Source organism: Carboxydocella sp. JDF658 (assembly GCF_002049395.1).
In the GTDB taxonomy this organism is placed as follows: domain Bacteria; phylum Bacillota.
The window spans coordinates 1-20,553 of sequence record NZ_BDLR01000003.1 but is presented as its reverse complement, the minus strand read 5'-3'; the positions used below and the strand labels follow the sequence as shown (position 1 = coordinate 20,553).

The 20,553-nt window shown below is 41.3% G+C and carries 13 protein-coding genes and 1 CRISPR repeat array; all 13 genes read right to left on the bottom strand.

From position 1 onward, the window contains the following. Positions 1-5 precede the first annotated feature (5 nt). Positions 6-3,542, bottom strand: coding sequence for a transcription-repair coupling factor (mfd, locus tag JDF658_RS00585; RefSeq protein ID WP_079906150.1), 3,537 nt, complete (start codon positions 3,540-3,542; stop codon positions 6-8). Between the two features lie 45 nt (positions 3,543-3,587). Further along, positions 3,588-3,776, bottom strand: coding sequence for a hypothetical protein (locus JDF658_RS00580; protein WP_078666607.1), 189 nt, complete (start codon positions 3,774-3,776; stop codon positions 3,588-3,590). After that, a complete protein-coding gene (locus tag JDF658_RS00575) occupies positions 3,754-4,137 on the bottom strand; it encodes a hypothetical protein (RefSeq protein WP_079906149.1) in 384 nt (127 codons plus the stop codon). The genes JDF658_RS00580 and JDF658_RS00575 overlap by 23 nt, the downstream gene beginning before the upstream one ends. A 361-nt stretch (positions 4,138-4,498) precedes the next feature. Continuing rightward, complete coding sequence (locus tag JDF658_RS00565) at positions 4,499-4,723, bottom strand: ATP-binding cassette domain-containing protein (RefSeq protein ID WP_200805621.1); 225 nt, start codon at positions 4,721-4,723, stop codon at positions 4,499-4,501. 100 nt (positions 4,724-4,823) lie between these two features. Beyond that, a CRISPR array of direct repeats spans positions 4,824-11,869; the repeat unit is 30 nt; unit sequence GTTTCCATCCCACAATGGTTCTATTAAGAC. A 156-nt stretch (positions 11,870-12,025) separates the two neighbouring features. Then, on the bottom strand, positions 12,026-12,289 hold the full coding sequence (gene cas2 / locus JDF658_RS00560) for a CRISPR-associated endonuclease Cas2 (RefSeq protein WP_079906148.1): 264 nt from the start codon (positions 12,287-12,289) through the stop codon (positions 12,026-12,028). A 1-nt stretch (position 12,290) separates the two neighbouring features. Next, positions 12,291-13,274, bottom strand: coding sequence for a type I-B CRISPR-associated endonuclease Cas1b (gene cas1b / locus JDF658_RS00555; RefSeq protein ID WP_079906147.1), 984 nt, complete (start codon positions 13,272-13,274; stop codon positions 12,291-12,293). 13 nt (positions 13,275-13,287) lie between these two features. Further along, positions 13,288-15,456: a CRISPR-associated helicase/endonuclease Cas3 gene (locus tag JDF658_RS00550; protein WP_079906146.1), complete on the bottom strand. Its 2,169-nt coding sequence runs from the start codon at positions 15,454-15,456 to the stop codon at positions 13,288-13,290. Then, positions 15,425-16,075, bottom strand: coding sequence for a type I-B CRISPR-associated protein Cas5b (gene cas5b, locus JDF658_RS00545; RefSeq protein ID WP_079906145.1), 651 nt, complete (start codon positions 16,073-16,075; stop codon positions 15,425-15,427). The genes JDF658_RS00550 and cas5b overlap by 32 nt, the downstream gene beginning before the upstream one ends. A gap of 2 nt (positions 16,076-16,077) precedes the next feature. Continuing rightward, positions 16,078-17,073: a type I-B CRISPR-associated protein Cas7/Cst2/DevR gene (gene cas7i / locus JDF658_RS00540; protein WP_079906144.1), complete on the bottom strand. Its 996-nt coding sequence runs from the start codon at positions 17,071-17,073 to the stop codon at positions 16,078-16,080. Continuing rightward, positions 17,070-18,395, bottom strand: coding sequence for a type I-B CRISPR-associated protein Cas8b1/Cst1 (gene cas8a1 / locus JDF658_RS00535; RefSeq protein ID WP_079906143.1), 1,326 nt, complete (start codon positions 18,393-18,395; stop codon positions 17,070-17,072). Before cas8a1 ends, cas7i begins: the two co-directional genes overlap by 4 nt. 18 nt (positions 18,396-18,413) lie before the next feature. Then, entirely contained in the window at positions 18,414-18,920 is a 507-nt protein-coding gene (gene cas4, locus JDF658_RS00530; protein WP_079906142.1) for a CRISPR-associated protein Cas4, read from the bottom strand. Positions 18,921-19,047: 127 nt separating this feature from the next. Next, complete coding sequence (cas6, locus tag JDF658_RS00525; RefSeq protein WP_079906141.1) at positions 19,048-19,800, bottom strand: CRISPR-associated endoribonuclease Cas6; 753 nt, start codon at positions 19,798-19,800, stop codon at positions 19,048-19,050. 30 nt (positions 19,801-19,830) lie between these two features. Further along, positions 19,831-20,403, bottom strand: coding sequence for an aminoacyl-tRNA hydrolase (gene pth / locus JDF658_RS00520; RefSeq protein WP_079906167.1), 573 nt, complete (start codon positions 20,401-20,403; stop codon positions 19,831-19,833). Positions 20,404-20,553: the final 150 nt, after the last annotated feature.

Below are 20,553 nucleotides of genomic sequence, written 5' to 3'. Positions count from 1 at the left end.
TTTTATTATACCAAATTCTCGGAACCAATTCCACAGTATTTTATTTCCCTGATAATTTTTTCCACCCAGTTCAGCCCCGGGTCCCGTTTGGACCAGGGCACTCTTATAACCGGCTCCGCACCCCCGACAATATTCAGCCCCCGAATCTTTCCCGGTAACCTCAGGATCTTGACCGGCTCCAAAGGAGCATCAGGTGCCAGCTTGATAATTAAATGTTCCTGTTGTTTGCCGATATAGGTAATGCCTGCTTCCTGGCCTAGAATTTTTATTCTGGCAATAGTCAACAGGTTGACCACCGGTAAAGGCGGATCACCAAAACGGTCTACCAGCTCATCCGACAAATCCAGTAATTGTTCTTCCGTGCGGCAGAGCATGATTTTGCGGTAAATCTCCATTTTTACCGCACCATCTTCGATGTAGTCTGCAGGCAGATAGGCATCTATTGCAATTTCCACAGTAGTTTCCAGCGGTTCTTCCTTGATTTCTCCTTTTAACTCACGTATCGCTTCCTCCAGCATCTGAGTGTAAAGGTCAAAACCTATGGCCATAATATGACCATGTTGCTCCGGCCCCAGTAAATTGCCGGCCCCCCTGATTTCCAGATCCCGCATGGCTATCTTGAACCCGGAACCCAGCTCGGTAAACTCCCGTAATGTCTGCAACCTTTTTTCCGCAATTTCCGTCAATACCTTATCCTTGCGATAGGTTAAATAGGCATAGGCCATACGATTACTGCGTCCCACCCGGCCCCGCAGCTGATAGAGCTGGGCCAGACCCATGGTATCAGCATTATCGATAATGATGGTATTAACATTGGGAATATCCAGACCGGTTTCAATAATGGTAGTACAGAGCAGAACATCATATTCCTGGTTGAGAAAATCCAGCATGACCTTTTCCAGCTCATCTTCCCTCATCTGTCCATGTCCAATTGCTATGCGGGCCTCGGGTACCAGCTGGGTCAGGAAGGTAAAGATGCGATCCATGTCTTCAATGCGGTTGTGAACAAAATAGACCTGTCCCCCGCGGGCCAGTTCCCGCAGGATAGCATCCCGGATCATCAGAGGATTGAATTCCACCACAAAGGTCTGTACTGGATATCTTTCTTCCGGCGGGGTTTCCAGCAAGCTCATATCCCTAACCCCCGCCAGAGCCATGTGTAATGTCCGGGGAATGGGGGTTGCGCTTAAGGTCAAGACATCCACCGTCTGTTTTAATTGTTTCAGTTTTTCCTTATGGGCAACACCAAAGCGCTGTTCCTCATCGACTATCAACAGCCCCAGGTCTCTGAACTTTACATCATCCTGTAACAGCCGATGAGTACCTATTATAATATCCACCTGGCCACTGGCCAGTTTCTTTAAGGTAGCTTTTTGTTCCCGGGCACTGCGAAAACGGCTGAGCAGGTCAATGGAAACCGGAAAGCCCTGAAACCTCTCCAGACAGGTATTGTAATGCTGCTGGGCCAGGATGGTGGTCGGCACCAGGATGGCTACCTGTTTGTTGTCCATTACGGCTTTAAAGGCTGCCCGCAAAGCTACTTCGGTTTTGCCATAGCCCACATCCCCGCACAGGAGACGATCCATGGGCCGGGGCCGTTCCATATCGGCCTTGATTTCGGCAATAGCCTGCAACTGGTCCGGAGTCTCCTCATAAGGAAAGGCCTGTTCAAATTCCTGCTGCCAGACGGTATCCGGCGAAAAGACAAAACCCTTCAGGGCTTCGCGGGCAGCATAGAGCTTGATCAGCTCCTCGGCCATCTCTTTGACCGCACTTCTGGCTTTGGCCTTGGCTTTTTGCCATTCCTGCCCGCCCAGTTTACTGATCCTGGGTTTTTGCCCATCAGTACCGATGTACTTTTGCAACAGGCTAATCTGTTCCGTAGGGATATAGAGGCGATCGGCCCCGGCATAGCTTACCACCAGGTAGTCCCGGGTAATACCGCCAACGCTCAGCTGTTCAACCCCTTCATACACCCCGATCCCGTGATTGACATGAACTACATAATCCCCGATCTTGAGGTCGGTAAAAGCGCTGATTTTCTGGCCGCCAGCAGGCTTAATTTCCCGGGCTTTTCTGCCCTTTTTGCTCTGGCCAAAAAGCTCTCTCTCCGTTAAAATCAGGATTTTGCTCTGGGGAAACTCAAAACCGGCTGAAAGTTCCCCCCGGGTGATAACGATATTTCCAGTCCGAAATTCCTGCTGCAATCGGCCTAAATATACAGCTTCAATCTCCGCCTCTTTCAATAAATCCAGCAACTGCTGGCTGCGCTGGGTATGGGTTGTAAGCAGGGCGACGGCATAGCCCTGACGTTTGTAATTTTTTAAGTCGCGGGTCAATTCTTCCAGATTTCCCTGATACAGGGGCGCCGTCCGGCTGTTCAGGTTTAACAGAAGTTCGGGCCGCCAGCCTGTTTGCTCCCTGGGCAAAAGGGCCAGGCCCAGCAAAGGCCTTCCTGTCAACTGCCGCCATATATCTTCCCAGCTGAAATATAAAGCTTCCTGCCCGGGCAAAGCCATACCCCGTTCCAGCCAGCTGGCAAAGGTTTCTCCACGCTCATCATCCCAGGCCAGCGCCTTTTCCCTGACCCGGTTGGGATCTTCGACGGCTATCAGCGCCCCGGTCGGCAAGTAGTCCAGCAGGGTAGCTTTTTCTGGCATTACATAGGCGGCGAAGGCATCCAGACCAGCAGGAATCAGGCCCTCCTTGAGCCGGCTCAGCAAATCCTTCAGCTTCTGATCCAAACGCCCCACTGCTTCCCTCTGTTGAAGCCCGATCAGTTTTTTGCGCAAATTCTGGTACTCTTTTTCCAGCACCCTGGCTGCCTGTTGCCAGTCAGCAGCAGTGGCAAAATAATCCCTGGCCGGCAGAATCTCCGCCTGCTCTATTTCCCGCAAAGAGCGCTGGCTCACCGGGTCAAAAAGGCGCAAGGAATCAATTTCTACATCAAAAAATTCCAGGCGCACCGGTTCACTGGCCGAGGCCGGAAAAATATCGACAATTCCTCCGCGCCAGCTGAATTGCCCTGCTACTTCCACCTGGGATACCCGTTCATAACCCATCTGGAGAAGTTGAGCCGCCAGGGCGGTCGGCTCTATTTCCTGGCCTTTGTTCAGGGTAACCAGATAATTTTTGAATTGCTCCGGTGGTGTGACCGCCCGGCTTAAAGCAGCAACGGGAGCCACTATCAGTGGGGTGCGCCCTCTGGCCAGCGCGCCCAGCACTTTTAGCCGGGCAGTTAATAACTCCCGGCTACTGGCTTCAATGTCCCATGGTAACATTTCCTGGGCCGGATAGAGTAAAATCTCCTCTTCCGGCAAAAATGTGCTCAAGTCATCACATAGACGTTTTGCATCAGCCAGATCCCTTACTATGGCTAGCAGAGGTTGCTGCCGCAAACGGTACCAGGCCGCCAGTAATGAAGCAGACACCGCTCCGCTTACTCCATAGACCAGGGCGGTTTTTTTCTTTACTCCTAAATCCCGCCACAAATCCTGGAGTTCTTTCGCCTGAAGCAAGGGCCCGACCAGCCCTCTGGTCATTTGCTCTTCTCCTTCCCCCACTATGAAAGTGCAATTTGGCACAAATCAGTGCAGGTAATTGTACTTGATTTGGCCTAACCAGCCTTCGTCCTTACCCATTGCTGTCATGCAATCAGGACAAAGGGTTGGTTCCATATGCATTTCCATTATAGATGGGTTGTCAGGCTCAGTCAAGGCTATTTCCCATTCATCCACGATTTCCTGACACAATTCACAATAATATATTACCCGCATTTTGCCTCCTCCTCTGCATGTACCAGATCAGACCGTTCCAGGAGAAATGGGCGAACAGGGCAGCAAGGATGCCGCTTTTGACAGTGAGATAGCCGAAAAAGCCGTGGCTGAGCAGGCTGAGCAGGGCCGGCAGAAGATGGCGCTCAGGTTTGGCCCAGGCATCGTAGATTGCTTCAATGAGGCCGAAGTAGAGGTGCACGGGTAATACCTGGGCTGATAGGATTTTAGCGAAACCGGTTTTGGCTAATTCTTCGATTAGTGGGGCGGTTATGACTGCAATTTGCCAGCCGGTCTCTGCTTGAACCCGGCGATTAAAGAGGACGGCTACTAGTGCTGCCAGGCATGCGGCGACCAATTCCATGCCCTATCCTCCTTCTGGACTCTTGTTTACATTATGTCCGATGAGTGGCACGGTTAAACATGAGTACCATTCAATGTTTCGGCCAGTTTTGTCGTACGTCTGTGATATTGTCATATTGTAACGCTTCTGAGAAAATGTCACTATGGGACAGGAGAGAATCACTATGAGCAAAAAAGAATTGAAGCGTTACAAAGAATCTTGGAGGAGGGAGAAACCGGAATTATCCATAAAAACCGCGGGCGAAAACCGGCACATGCTTTATCAAATGAGCATCATTTAGCCCAATTACTATCCGAGCATGAGGGGATTACTGTCAGCCCCTCTACTATTCGCAGAATTCGTTGCGAATCCAATCTTCCACCTAAGAAAAAGACGGCACAATACCTATACTCTTCTTTATGAATTCCGGTTCTTTGCGTATATTTTTATCAAAAACATACACCTTTCCTCTATCAAAATTGAGCAAGCCGCAGATTATGCTTATAGCTGTTGTCTTACCTGCCCCATTACGCCCCAATAGACCGTAAATTTCTCCTTCCTCTATTTCTAAATTTACATTGTCTAAAGCTATAACATCACCAAACATTTTATTACATCCTTCATTTTAACTATCTTCATGAAACACCCTCTCCTTACAAAATAAATTTTTAGACGAAAGGAACCGTCCCCTTTGTCTGAAATTGCTTGTTTCCATCCCACAATGGTTCTATTAAGACGCAGAAACACCAAACGTTACAAGAGGGCCGTAGTGCCGTTTCCATCCCACAATGGTTCTATTAAGACTTTATCAGTGAATTGTTTAAAATAGCCTACAATTCTAAGTTTCCATCCCACAATGGTTCTATTAAGACATGTCGGCCCTGACCAACCAAGACCCCAGAACCGTCAGCAGCGTTTCCATCCCACAATGGTTCTATTAAGACGCTGGCTGATGCAAGGGCTGGACGCTTTGATATGTTGCGTTTCCATCCCACAATGGTTCTATTAAGACTTGCGGGCGGTCATGAACGCTGGCAACAGAAACTGGTTTCCATCCCACAATGGTTCTATTAAGACGGGAGAGGTTGTCCTAAAACCAAACACCAAAGAAGAAGTTTCCATCCCACAATGGTTCTATTAAGACCATGCTAGTAGGGCTGGACATCGGCAGAAGTTCAGTCAGTTTCTATCCCACAATGGTTCTATTAAGACTGGTGCTGAGTATGCCGTCCGGTTCGAAAACGAACAAGTTTCCATCCCACAATGGTTCTATTAAGACCTTGCAGGCAAATGAGCCTGGACAAGTGGATACATACACGCATGTTTCCATCCCACAATGGTTCTATTAAGACGGCCAACAATATGTCGGTGGGGGGTCGTTAGGGGGGGGTTTCCATCCCACAATGGTTCTATTAAGACCGGTATGCAGTTAAACTGGGGAGTCGTGGGCAGTAGGTTTCCATCCCACAATGGTTCTATTAAGACTGGTGAGGGACAGGATAGAGCGGGAACGTCCGATTGGTTTCCATCCCACAATGGTTCTATTAAGACCGCAACTGATTGCTCGAACTGATAACGAATTTATTAACGTTTCCATCCCACAATGGTTCTATTAAGACTCGGCATCCCCACAGAGTACAGGGATAACAAGTATAGTTTCCATCCCACAATGGTTCTATTAAGACCACTTCTGCAGGCTGAGGTTGGACAAGCATGCCCAGGTTTCCATCCCACAATGGTTCTATTAAGACAATATAGGTGAGGCTATCCCAGTGGTTTGGGAAACTCGTTTCCATCCCACAATGGTTCTATTAAGACCTTTTGAGGAAAGCAGTCAGTAGCTGTCTTTGCTCGTTTCCATCCCACAATGGTTCTATTAAGACTTAACTGCATACCGTGGCCGTCGTGTCCCGTGATGAGTTTCCATCCCACAATGGTTCTATTAAGACTCAGAGGGTATTACCCCCCTATAACCAGCAATTTTCAGTTTCCATCCCACAATGGTTCTATTAAGACTTAATCCCAAAATGCAGATGCGGTCCGGTAGATCTTCGTTTCCATCCCACAATGGTTCTATTAAGACATTAATAAGCCAGACGCCTGCATTGTACTGCGCGTCGTTTCCATCCCACAATGGTTCTATTAAGACGCCTCCTCCACGGTCGACATGTATAGCTATTCCTTCGTTTCCATCCCACAATGGTTCTATTAAGACGTTCTCCTGAAACACATCTTAAGAAACCCCAGCTTGGTTTCCATCCCACAATGGTTCTATTAAGACCTTATTATGATTTAGTTCATGAGTGCCTGGACAATGTTTCCATCCCACAATGGTTCTATTAAGACCCTATATTTTCGGCGCTGGTGCAATTGCTTACGGCGAGTTTCCATCCCACAATGGTTCTATTAAGACTAGGTACAATGATTTGTTTCCATAAACGCTATAATATGTTTCCATCCCACAATGGTTCTATTAAGACCAATGTGCCTGTATGTTGCCCGCTTCAGCTTCAATTGTTTCCATCCCACAATGGTTCTATTAAGACTTATCTTGCTGCCATGCGTCCTATTCGCCATATTCGTTTCCATCCCACAATGGTTCTATTAAGACAAACTGCTCAAGCGGTAGCTGAAAATTTGGGCGTAAGTTTCCATCCCACAATGGTTCTATTAAGACGACATAATAGCCCAACAATAAGTACCTGAAAACGAAGTTTCCATCCCACAATGGTTCTATTAAGACTATTGTTTTAGCGGTATGCTCTTGCCAACCGACTTTAGTTTCCATCCCACAATGGTTCTATTAAGACATATTGTAAAAAAACAGGCAGGGGAGTTTGAATTGCGTTTCCATCCCACAATGGTTCTATTAAGACTGAATTTTTCTTTGTCGATAAATTTCAATTTGATAACGTTTCCATCCCACAATGGTTCTATTAAGACGCAATTTAGCAAAGTACAACGAAGGTAAAATTGTTGGTAAAGTTTCCATCCCACAATGGTTCTATTAAGACTAGTGATTTTGAAGCTTGGGTACATGGACCAGTTTGCCGTTTCCATCCCACAATGGTTCTATTAAGACAGATACCAGCGAGACTTTGCAAGATATGTTAACCACAGTTTCCATCCCACAATGGTTCTATTAAGACCATTTGCAAAAACGTATTCCCCTCAACATATTTTACCGTTTCCATCCCACAATGGTTCTATTAAGACATACGGTGCAGAGCCACAGATACACAACAGCAAAGCTGTTTCCATCCCACAATGGTTCTATTAAGACGGATTTTTCGAGGAAAAGAAAGAGGAAATCCGCTACGTTTCCATCCCACAATGGTTCTATTAAGACCCCCCATATCCAGTCTGGCAATAACATATCTTTCTGGTTTCCATCCCACAATGGTTCTATTAAGACGCGGAAGAGGGGCAAGATGCCGGAACCGGACTTCGTGCGTTTCCATCCCACAATGGTTCTATTAAGACAGATAAGGCTGCCGAAGCAAAATACAAAGGTAACAGTGTTTCCATCCCACAATGGTTCTATTAAGACTCTGCAGTGCATTGCGCCCAATGTGCCTGCACCAATGTTTCCATCCCACAATGGTTCTATTAAGACTCCCTGGATGTACCTGAAACATTACCGGATGAAATAAGTTTCCATCCCACAATGGTTCTATTAAGACTTCATCAGCTTCCTCATCCTCAACCATCTTGATATAAGTTTCCATCCCACAATGGTTCTATTAAGACGGAAGAGGGGAGGTTGGCAGCTGGTTGATTTTCTTTGAGTTTCCATCCCACAATGGTTCTATTAAGACGACTTCTTCTTTTGTGAGTTCCTCTGTGATCTCCATAGTTTCCATCCCACAATGGTTCTATTAAGACCCTTGGAATAATTATATATTTACCTCCTAGAGGGAAGTTTCCATCCCACAATGGTTCTATTAAGACACTTTATAGTCGTTTTCGACAAGTTACGAAGTTACAGGTTTCCATCCCACAATGGTTCTATTAAGACATAAAGCCACTATTGAGCATGCAAAAGAGATGTTACTAGTTTCCATCCCACAATGGTTCTATTAAGACTTTACATACCTCCTTTTGCTTTTAGCAGCTATTGAGGTTTCCATCCCACAATGGTTCTATTAAGACAATCACAGAGACTATCGAGGTATTGGGTGAACAAGCGTTTCCATCCCACAATGGTTCTATTAAGACATTGCCGGAGGACGAAAATACACTGGTTTTATTAAGTTTCCATCCCACAATGGTTCTATTAAGACCTAACTTAGAGGAGGCTAACCTGCGGGGGGCTAACCTGGTTTCCATCCCACAATGGTTCTATTAAGACATAGCACGACTGCTTTAGGTGCTAATGCAACCTACACGTTTCCATCCCACAATGGTTCTATTAAGACGAAGCAAGAACAGCTTTTTACGCTGATAAAGAAAAAGGTTTCCATCCCACAATGGTTCTATTAAGACATAGCACGACTGCTTTAGGTGCTAATGCAACCTACACGTTTCCATCCCACAATGGTTCTATTAAGACATGGATATAAACATTGACAATGAATGGGTATGTGAGTTTCCATCCCACAATGGTTCTATTAAGACGAATGGTATAGACAGAAATTTCAAGTCTTTTTAGATGTTTCCATCCCACAATGGTTCTATTAAGACTGATCTCAACATAGTAAGTATATGTTTTTCCTGATACGTTTCCATCCCACAATGGTTCTATTAAGACTGTTGAGTGTGGAATGACAGCAGAAGAACACTTAAAGAAGGTTTCCATCCCACAATGGTTCTATTAAGACTTGGTTTAAGGATGGACAACCTTTTCCCCTGCAAAGTTTCCATCCCACAATGGTTCTATTAAGACTGTGCAAGCCATGCCACGACCGGAAGACAGCGACACGTTTCCATCCCACAATGGTTCTATTAAGACCCGCAAGCACCGCATTTCATTGCTGTCAACCTCCTGTTTCCATCCCACAATGGTTCTATTAAGACGTCTCCCGGTGGACCCACCCGAAGATGCAGCCAAGGTTTCCATCCCACAATGGTTCTATTAAGACTTTGACGGGCAGTACTTCCGACCATCCCAGGAAACGTTTCCATCCCACAATGGTTCTATTAAGACAGAAAAGACCAAGCTGGTCACACTTGGCCTGATGCTGTTTCCATCCCACAATGGTTCTATTAAGACTTAAATTATAAGCATATACGAAGGTAATCATACCAGAGTTTCCATCCCACAATGGTTCTATTAAGACGTTAAAATGCTGAAAACAATTGACATTTTGAAAGATGTTTCCATCCCACAATGGTTCTATTAAGACAGACAGATAAGAAAAATAGAATGTGAAGCGATTTTGTTGTTTCCATCCCACAATGGTTCTATTAAGACGTTTTTTAGTAGCCCCTGCGCCTCTCTTGCGCTCATGTTTCCATCCCACAATGGTTCTATTAAGACCTTTTTGCCCAGCTCGCCAGCGATGCGGTTCGCCATGTTTCCATCCCACAATGGTTCTATTAAGACGATGAGCCGCACCAGTTTTTGAAATCTGCGAAAGTAGTTTCCATCCCACAATGGTTCTATTAAGACTTCTACATCAACCTCCCACGTAAACGTGAGACTTCGATGTTTCCATCCCACAATGGTTCTATTAAGACTAAGTTTTTTGATATGCTTTCCAATATCCATAAAACGTTTCCATCCCACAATGGTTCTATTAAGACATTTGTACACCTTGCTAAAACAGTTCAATGCTATTGGGTTTCCATCCCACAATGGTTCTATTAAGACAATAGAGTCTGGTAAAAGACAACCTACTTTTGAAGTTCGTTTCCATCCCACAATGGTTCTATTAAGACGAACATAAAGAAAAAGCCATGTTAGATTTTGCATCGTTTCCATCCCACAATGGTTCTATTAAGACTTTTTAGTGGACGAACTATATCGCATAACAATGCCGTTTCCATCCCACAATGGTTCTATTAAGACACTATTGTGAGTATTGCTTTAATCGTAGAGAAAGTGTTTCCATCCCACAATGGTTCTATTAAGACCAATTTACCATGACCAATGCCGAACTGCTTTACAAGGCGTTTCCATCCCACAATGGTTCTATTAAGACACAGAAACCAGTGCATGCCTATGTTATCATCAGCGACCGTTTCCATCCCACAATGGTTCTATTAAGACGGAAGATAAGAAATTAAATAATGAAGCAATTACCTAGTTTCCATCCCACAATGGTTCTATTAAGACGCTAATACTTCTAATTGATTTGCTATTAGCTCTGCGGGTTTCCATCCCACAATGGTTCTATTAAGACGGTGAGCAGGAGATTGTAAGGCAGGTCCTAAACGAGTAGTTTCCATCCCACAATGGTTCTATTAAGACAGGCCGGATAGGGCTGGGTGAAATAGCCCCCGGCCCGTTTCCATCCCACAATGGTTCTATTAAGACCTTCTACAGTATGCGAGGTGCAATTGCCGAGTATGAAGTTTCCATCCCACAATGGTTCTATTAAGACCGGGACGCTGGTATTACCCAATGAAGAACTTGTCGGGTTTCCATCCCACAATGGTTCTATTAAGACTAGAAAGACAAAAGTACGACCCGCCTGTTGCCATGACTCGTTTCCATCCCACAATGGTTCTATTAAGACTTGCCTTTCTGTTGCCTGAATGTTCCTCTTGGTCATTTCCGTTTCCATCCCACAATGGTTCTATTAAGACCGTTTTCCCTTGAGCCAGCCAGCCTTCTATCTGCGTTTCCATCCCACAATGGTTCTATTAAGACCGTTCGCTCCGGTTTGGCAACCTTTATGCCAAACTGTGTTTCCATCCCACAATGGTTCTATTAAGACCGCTTGCAAACAGGGCTGCCGCTCTGGGGATAAAAGCGGTTTCCATCCCACAATGGTTCTATTAAGACTGTAAAAAGGGTTATTCCCGAACTAATTAAAAGAAATAAGTTTCCATCCCACAATGGTTCTATTAAGACCTTCCAGCTCGTCCTCAGTTGTGATGATATAATATCGTTTCCATCCCACAATGGTTCTATTAAGACGCCAATTGCGGACCTGCGGCTCTCTGGCAGGCGTGACAGTTTCCATCCCACAATGGTTCTATTAAGACCCTCTTTTCGGCACTTGCCCAGCCATTTGAGATACGTTTCCATCCCACAATGGTTCTATTAAGACGTTTCGGATAAAGTCTATAACTTTTATCCGATTTACGACGTTTCCATCCCACAATGGTTCTATTAAGACTCCGCTTTTCAAACATATGTCTAGCAGTGCAATACTGTCGTTTCCATCCCACAATGGTTCTATTAAGACCAATTGAGTTGAGGTGGGATACAATTACATTTTATCCCGTTTCCATCCCACAATGGTTCTATTAAGACGGTGAAGTGAAAAAGCAGGATCAGGAAGAGAGTTTGCGTTTCCATCCCACAATGGTTCTATTAAGACTGACCTCTTGCATGTGAGGCAAGCGCTCTGTCAGCCGTTTCCATCCCACAATGGTTCTATTAAGACCAGCGGGCGGGGTACAAGGTTAGACGTGTACCTTGGTTTCCATCCCACAATGGTTCTATTAAGACCGATTTTGAGACTGTAATGAAGCTGGCAAATTTTTTGTTTCCATCCCACAATGGTTCTATTAAGACTGTACCCGATAGGATAGACACTTACCCCACAGTTTCGTTTCCATCCCACAATGGTTCTATTAAGACCCATCCTGAAAGCCAGAAAAAATAAGGCTTTCAGGATGGTTAGTAAGCCAAAAATGTCGTCTACCTATAATAATGTAATTATGCTGGGGTAGCGACGATAACAATTAATTTACACATATATCTATTCTATACCTCTCCCTTCTTTTCCTGCTGTATTTACAAAAAAGCATCAATGGGATTTTTCTCTTTACCTAAAATTCCTCTTTCAACCCATTTAGGAGTGGAAAAAACATAGTACAACACCATATCTTCATCTTCTTTTATTAATTTTTTTAATCCATGTTTTACTTTTTCAAATTGACTTTCTGTCAAGTCTCCTTCAAATACAGAGTTTTGTACCCAATAAAGATATTTCCTTAAAAACTTGCATACCTTCGCAACTCTTTTTTCTCCAATATCATAAACAATGACTATATACATATTACCACCACGCTCTAAACCCTTTATATTTTTCATCACCAATGAGATGTTTGATCAATCGATAGGCCTCCAATTTTACTAAAGTGCGATATGATACATGGCGTTTAAGGGTTCTATGCTCTATTGTTGTTCTTAGTTTCTCCTCATAGGTTTGTAAAAAAGCTTTTTTACCCTTTTCTTTTAAAAAACAGTAACCTTCTTCAACATTAAAGTCGTCTTCGGTAACTATATTGCGGTTCAAAACCGTAAAAATCACTCTATCCACAATTATTGGTTTAAAAATTTCACTTAGATCTAAAGCCAGTGAAAACCTTCTTTGACCTGGTTCGTGTAGGTAGCTTATAGTTGGATTTAATTGAGTATGATATATTTGAGATAAAACTGTAGTATAAAAAACGGTATTTCCAAATGAAATTAATGTATTCAAGATATTGTCTGGCGGTCTTTTTACTCTTTTCTCCATTTCGTATCCGGTTATTATTGGGAAAGCACGATAGTAATACTGTCGTATGTTCCCTTCTATTGCCATTAGCTCTTCTGGTTCTTTTGTTTTATTGATCTCTTTCTTTAAGATTGTTATACCTGAAATTTCATGTTCCAAATCATAACCGCGATTTTTGTAATAATATAAATTTCTTAAAATATTGTCCGATGCAGCTTCAACTATTTCCTTTGCTAAAACCATTCTTTTTTCCCGGTCAAGATAGTGTTCTACCTGTTTCACCAGGAGGTATCCAGAATTTAAATACTCCCTTGGTATAAAACTGCCCGTATAAAACCCGTAGTAGTTGAAAAAATGCAAACTTATGTTATTTTGTGCCAAAAAGTTAACGGCTTTAGTGTTTAAATCTATCTCACCAAAAAAATATATACTTTCTATATTTTCTATTGGCAAAGGTTTTTTATTTTCTTCAGTTTCAAAATATAATGTGTTATCTTTTCTTTTCAATCTACCATTGTTAAATATATAAATAGTTCTATTCATAAAAGATATCCCCCTAGAAAAAGTTTTCCAAAACCCTTTCCGGTTCATCTATTACTAGTCCTATTTCATCATCATAGCGGCAACTTGTTATCAGTGTGTCTTCCTTTTGATAAATAAGCCCCTGTTTTTTCAACTTAATAAATTGACCAAAATTCACGCTGGCTATATATCCCATTGCTTCAAAATATTTTTCCTTTTCAATTAGATCTATATATTCCCCATAAAAACGTTCCGGTACAATATCGATAGAATTAAAAAGCTGATAAAATCGTTCCTCGTTTTCTTCAGAAACTATAAATGGATATAAACTATCTAATAAACTATTCATATTAGTTTCAACTTCATCATAAAGACTCTGTGCTTTTTGGTTAAAACCATTTTCATAAACATAATCAATCATTTCCTGAACTTTCACTTCCTGTAATATATCTACTTTTTCTAAAACCTCAATACTTCTATTTACTAATTCCGGCTGATATATATATTTGTCTTCTCGACTTCCTTTAGAAAACACAAAAACATCAGCAATACCTTTTTTACCTCTTCTGTTCACTCTGCCAAAACGTTGCAAAAGGGCATCTAATGGAGCTGGTTCTGTAAATAGAAGATCATAATCAATATCCAGCGAAACCTCCACCGCCTGGGTAGCTACTAATAAACCAAGTTTAGATATCTCTTTTTCAATAGCCTCCCGATCCCGTTGAATAAATCTGCCATGTAAAAGTTTTTTATGACAGGGAATATCAAAAAATAATTGATAAACTTCTTGAGCCCTTTTTACTGTATTTAAAATTACTAGTACTTTTTTCCCCTGTTCTATATGCTTTCTAATTAAGGCAAGGTGACCAAATATATCTCCTTGCAAAATATTTACACGATGGCGCGTAAATCTGTTCCACTCATTCGGGGTTAAAGAAATTTCTTGATTAATAGTAAGTTTTTGCATGATGAGCTCTTTTAAAAATCTTGGAATAGTCGCTGACATTACTAAAATACGCACATTAAAGTTTTTCTGTAAGTACCTTAAAGATGAAAGTAATAAAGCAATGGTACGGGGATCATACGCATGTACCTCATCTATAATAATTTTAGCTTCTAGCAACTCAGCTAAATTCATTTCAAAACCTTTAATGCCAAAAAACGTTTTTATTAACTGAAATGGCGTCATAATTTTTATTGGTTTAAATATCTTATGATTCAAATCTTTAAGATCGCGTATTTTCTTTAAATCATCCTCATTTAATTTTTTGTAGAGATAATAAGCTGCTTTTCCATGTAAAAAACCGACCTTTTTTTCGCCAAAATCCTTGGCTAGGCGTTCATACATCGCATTGATGCTAGCAGTATAGGGTAGTATATAAAATACTCGATCCCCATTTCCTTCACTTTGATTAGCTTCACTCCAAAATAACGCCGCTTCTGTTTTACCGGAACCTGTAGGAGCAATAAGTAATAAATTATCTCTGTAATTTTGGCAGTACTTCTGTGTAGAAAACAAGTTAGAAAATTTATAAACCTCTGAAGGAGATGAAAATCTTTCAATATATGTTTTACCAGCCGATGCTAGATGATCAGCTGCAATCAAAAAGCCTCTGCCTAAAAAACCTAACATTTTATCTTTTATTGATATATCATCAACAAATTTTATTTTTCTTATTTGTTTCAAAATAATGCTAACAATACTTGATACTTCTACTAATTCTTTTTCTACAAAATCAACCTTTTCCCCAAAAACTTCATAATAAAGTTGACCACCATATTGTAATAATTTAAACAAATCATCCATATAGGGTTTTATTTCTTCAAAACGTTTATTTAAAACTTCTTTATCTAGATATCTTTCCCGTAATAAAAATAGATCTTTATGATGTGTCGCTATCCATAAGGCAATATCTTCTTTATCTTTATCGGAAAACGGTAAAAAATTCAAAAATGCCGTTGATAAAAGCTCGTGACGGAAGCCCCAACGCTTTTTTTCCGTGAGTTGTTTTTGAAATCCAAGAGCCCCTTTACCGAAATCATGTAAAAATGCTGCCCAGAAAAGTTTTTTGTAAAAAAGGATATCCCCGGTATAAACCGGGGCATTTCTATAAACATTCATTAAGTTACGTAAAACTTTTAGGACTTTATGAGTATGTTCTTGCAAACTTTCATCCGGCTTGGCTAAAATATTCTGGTTCATACAAGAACACTCCTCTGCTTTCAGCCAAATCAATATAAAGATTACGCTCGTATTCAATCTGGCATTCCCGGTCGACAATAATGAATTTATCAGCTTTTAATCTTTTTCGAGGAAAATGGCTATCAAACATTACTGGCAAAGAGACCAATGGCCCTATAGCTCCTGGTGTATCAGCAGGAACAATACACCCCTTTAATATAGCTTTAGATGTTTGTATAAGTTCAATTTCTTCAATCTTTGCAACTTGAGCCAAATCCTGGCTTCTCCCTAGTAATAACTGAAAAACAGGTTTTTCAAAAATTGGACGAAGTTCTAAATCTGTAACATATAACGTAAGTTCTGGATGAAAAAGAAATTCTCTGCGCCATACATTGGTCTTAAAAGATAGGTTGTCACCTATTTCATACGCTGTTTCCAGATCAACTGCCCGGGCTTCATAAGTGAAATTATAAGCCAGACCAAAATCAACCTGATCTATTACTTTCCCAGCTGCTGCAGAAAGCAATCCTAGAACTGTAGAAAGAGGAGGAACTGACAGCGTTGGCTGATAACCGCTGATAAAAAGGGGATAGCGAAAGGATGCCGTAATTCCCTTAATTATTACTTTTAAGACCTTCATCGTTATCTCTCCAGATAATATTTTTCAACTTCGTCCGCAAAACTTTCAATCATCTGTTTAACTGTACCTATCTCTATACGCGCAAAGCCTTTCTCTGCCATACGAGCTTTAAATCTATTCAAATCTACTTCATCCAGAAAGCCACTGGCCTTGCCTATATATACGTTGGAAACAATACTATCCTGATAATCCAATAAAACCTCTTCTAAATAATCAAAGTTAATTATGGGTTTTCCTTCTTTTTCCCCTGTAACATTCATCAGCAGATGATTTCCTCCATCCAGGATAAGTAAAATGATGAATTTTGGGGATACATCTGTTAAATTTAATGTTTGCTTGGCTCCACCAAATAAATAGGCCAGAGCTAACAAAGTTTCTTTTGCCCGTTTGGCTCGCTCTTGTGCTGTAAGAATAGCTTCTCCATCCACTACTTGAGCATTAAAATCATGGGCTTTTTGTAACAGTTCTTTGCTAATATTTTTAAAACCAGTCTTATTAACAGTAGTAAAGCGACCTACACTATCGAGGTCAAGGGCAAAAATTCCTTTTAGAACAGTAGAATAAAATTGATGCTCATAAGGCACAGGATCCCCTTCTTGGCGGGCCATAACCCCGAAATCATCAACAGGTTTAAATGGCACAACTGAAACTAAAGGCGAACATTTCAAAGGTGACACTCTGGTAAAGGTCTCCTTTTTTTCTGCCCGCATATACCCGAATACATCATCATCATAATATTTCAAAGGATTATTTTCTGTAAAAGCTGTTTTAGATTCTCGGGCAATCGGTGACATTGTCCAATTAAATTTACTGCCTAATACTTCTCGCCACCAGTATCTCCACGCCTGGGCAGATACATACGGATAAACTTCTCGCCCTTTTTTTATTTTTTTAACTGCAATAGTATTTTCCGTTCTCGCCCCTTCATCCGTACCAGCATTGTTCAGTGCTGAATGAGGTGCATCAATCAACACAAAACCAAGACAATGTTTTCTCATTCTTCTTCCTCCTCCTCATTTTCTTCCCCTGCATTTTCTGCCAGCCAGCCTGATAAAGTTTCGTATATCCTGAAAAGTATTAGATCTCTGGTTTCTCTCCAGTTCACTGGGCCATCAGGAAAAAGATTTTCCACATATTCATCAACTGTAAATAGTGGTGTGGAAATTCCCATGTCTAAACGCTTACGATAAATTATCCGCAGCTGATTTCTAAAGTCATCAAACTTGTCTACTGTTTCTAAAAGATAAAGTCTTCTTTGGTCATTATTTTCCCGGATAAATATCGCCAGTTCATCTCCTAATCTTTTTATTGATTCAATTCTTCTCTGCATATATCTCCTCACCTCCTTCAAATATAAGGATAAAAATTCAAAATTTCCAACAATAGATCGTGTGCTTATGTTTAAAAAATATGGTACAACGCTCTCCTCATTTAACAGCTTTAATAAGACTTCGTTATTAAGGTTTTTGCGTTTTTCCTTACTGGTATTTTCTGCTTTTTTTCCTATATATCCTTTGTTTTTCAGCTCATTCCAATCCTGTGTAAAACCTTTCCTCTGTGCTTGCACAATGAAATAAAAAACAGGAGCCGGTAAATCATAAATATTTAAATCCGGCGATTGGTTATAGTTTGTGAAACTATAAATTCTTACCATTACCGGTTCATCAAAAAAATCATTAATATCCCTGACAATTTCTTCAGCAAGGAAAAAAAGAGCATTTATCGGTTTTTTATAACCCTGGTCAAAGACACCTGACATATCCCCCAAAGCTATTTGTTGCTTTATTTCTTTTAAACATCGCCGGACATATATTCCATTTATTTCTGAATTTGCCGAGTGAACTAGCATGAATCGTCCACCACAAGCAAATAAAGCCATTGGCATAAACTGAATAAGCATAGCACAAAGAGCGCAATAACTCTCTCCTGCCTCAGCCGCCGGAAATAAATTTCTCAAATCCTTTGTACCTGTAAGTGGTATATCTGTCTTAGTAAATTTTTTGTATGGTTCACGTTTGCCACAACCAACACAACCACGTCCAGTATCTAACGGTTTAATATTATTTTTTAAATCATTCATGAATTCCAGGTATCTAGATTCCTTATTTTTAATTGAAGGATTGGTAAAGGGGTTATTGGGAAAAACAGAATAAAGATTTTTCAGCCATTTTTCGCTGCCATAAAGTCTGGCAGAAATCTCAATCATTTTTTCCAGGTCCTCAACTATTAGTTCTTCTGGAGCTTTTTTGTTATGCCAGGATAAAACAACATTCAATCCCGTATCAATAAAGGGATTGCCGGTATAAGTGAAATATTTCATCACGGATCACCTCCTCTCTTAGGCGTAACAAAACTCAAAGTATGCACATTTAGTGCAAAAACTACGTTTATTCAGTTTTTCAGGTGGTAATTCTTCCTTCTTTATTGTGATAATTTGAGCGATAATTTTTTTTAGTTCCTTTTCTACCTCCTGGGTCAAAATCACCTCTTTTTTTCTCCTTTCTTTAGGAAATAAAAGCACTCCTTTCACCTGATTAAAGCCTTGCTTTTTTAAATAATAAAGATAATAGTATAATTGCCACAAATGAGCTTCTTCCATCCTGGATGATAATTTTATTTCACATATTGCCCCATCTTGAAGTAAATCTACTTTTATGGATCCGATTTCGATTTCTTTTTTTTGCCTCCGGTATGACTCTTCATGAATAAATTGCCCTAGTTCTACACGATCATGATTAGTTTCTTGCCTAATATATCTGGAGTAAAGCCAGAGTTTTCTCTTACACACAAAATAGTAATTAATTTCAAGCCCACCCAACTCAAGCTCCATTAAGTAATTTTGCATAATTTCACCTTGGAACCATTTTTTATATATTTATTTTCTACATTCCATCTTATTTTCCTTTTTATGTAATAAAATTCATAAAAAAAATCCCCGAAATCCTCTTAGAAGAAGATTTTCGGGGCTTTTTTTATCTTTTCCTCAGCTCTACAAACCCAAAACCCATACTGTTTTTCTCTCCAAAACCTGTATCATAACCAAAAGTAATTAGTTCATCAGACCCATAAATAGTAAAGGGAGCCAAATAACCCAGGATTTTTTGATCACGATAATGAATTAGCTTGGTACCCTTATGTCTCTGAAGGTATTCTTGATCAAAAACAATTTGTAAATTATCTGCCGCCGGCGCCCGTCCATAATATGTTTGATATTTTCTGATAAGATTTTGGCGTAATTTTTCATTAAACAACTCGGGTTCCTCTGTATATCTAATATAGTAAGGTGTAGAAAAGTCATCTTTTATTGTGCTTACCACAATAGGTGACAGACAGACAAAATTCATTCCCGATTTAATTACTGGATTTTCATAAAGTAAAATATCTTTAATCAAAAAGATTTCTCTACCAATCTTGATATTATTTTGTTTATAAAGCCCATTTAACAAGTGAAATAAAAAATCGTAAAGAGGTGAACTTATTTTCAAGACAAACTCGCCAAATAGCCAAACACCATCAGAAACAATTTTCTTCTTTCTTGCTACAATTTGAGAAAAGGTAAAAAATTTAAATCTCTTTTCTCCAAATCCCTCATCATGAAGTTTAGTAGCATAATCAGGTGATGATTTTGCAACCATCTCATAAATAAACGAAGTTATCTGATACTGATAATTAAAAGGTAATAGAACTTCTTTGTCTTTGGTTTTCAAGATAATATCCAGCCTCATTTTCCTTTCCCTACCTAACTGCAAAATACTCTAACAAACCCTCTTCCCATTAAACTCATTCATCGCCGCCACTATCCCCTTGTCCACCACCGACAACACCCGATCTACCGCAGCGGGAATTATGCGCCCCAGTGCCGCCCGTTCCTCGTTACTAAAAGGCTCCAGGACATAATCGGCAGCACTCTGGCCTGGCCGCGGCCGGCCAATCCCCACCTTGAGGCGGGGAAACTCCTCCGTCCCCAAATGGCTGATAATCGACTTGATCCCATTATGGCCGCCAGAACTCCCCCTGGCCCTCAAGCGTAGCTGGCCAAACGGGTTATCCATATCATCATAGATAACCAGCACATCTTGAGCCGGAATTTTATAATAACGGGCCAGTTCCCCTACGGCCTGGCCGCTCAGGTTCATGTAGGTCTGAGGCTTGACCAGCAGCAATTTTTCCCCCTGATAATTTACCGAAGCTACCAGCGCGCCGGCCTGCTGCTTGAAACTGCTAACCCCTACCTTATCAGCGAGGGCATCAATCACCAGAAAACCGACATTATGCCGGGTCAATTCATATTGCGGGCCGGGATTGCCCAGTCCCACCAGCATCTTCATATTCTCGCCCTGGTTCAAAAAACTTGACTGTTTTTATCTCCAGCCAAGTCGGCCCCCAGACCAGGATTTCGCCTCCTTTCCGAATACTTGATTTGCCCCCGCGGGGCAGGGCGACAGGGGACCTCGGCCCGGGAGTTCCACCCGGACGGG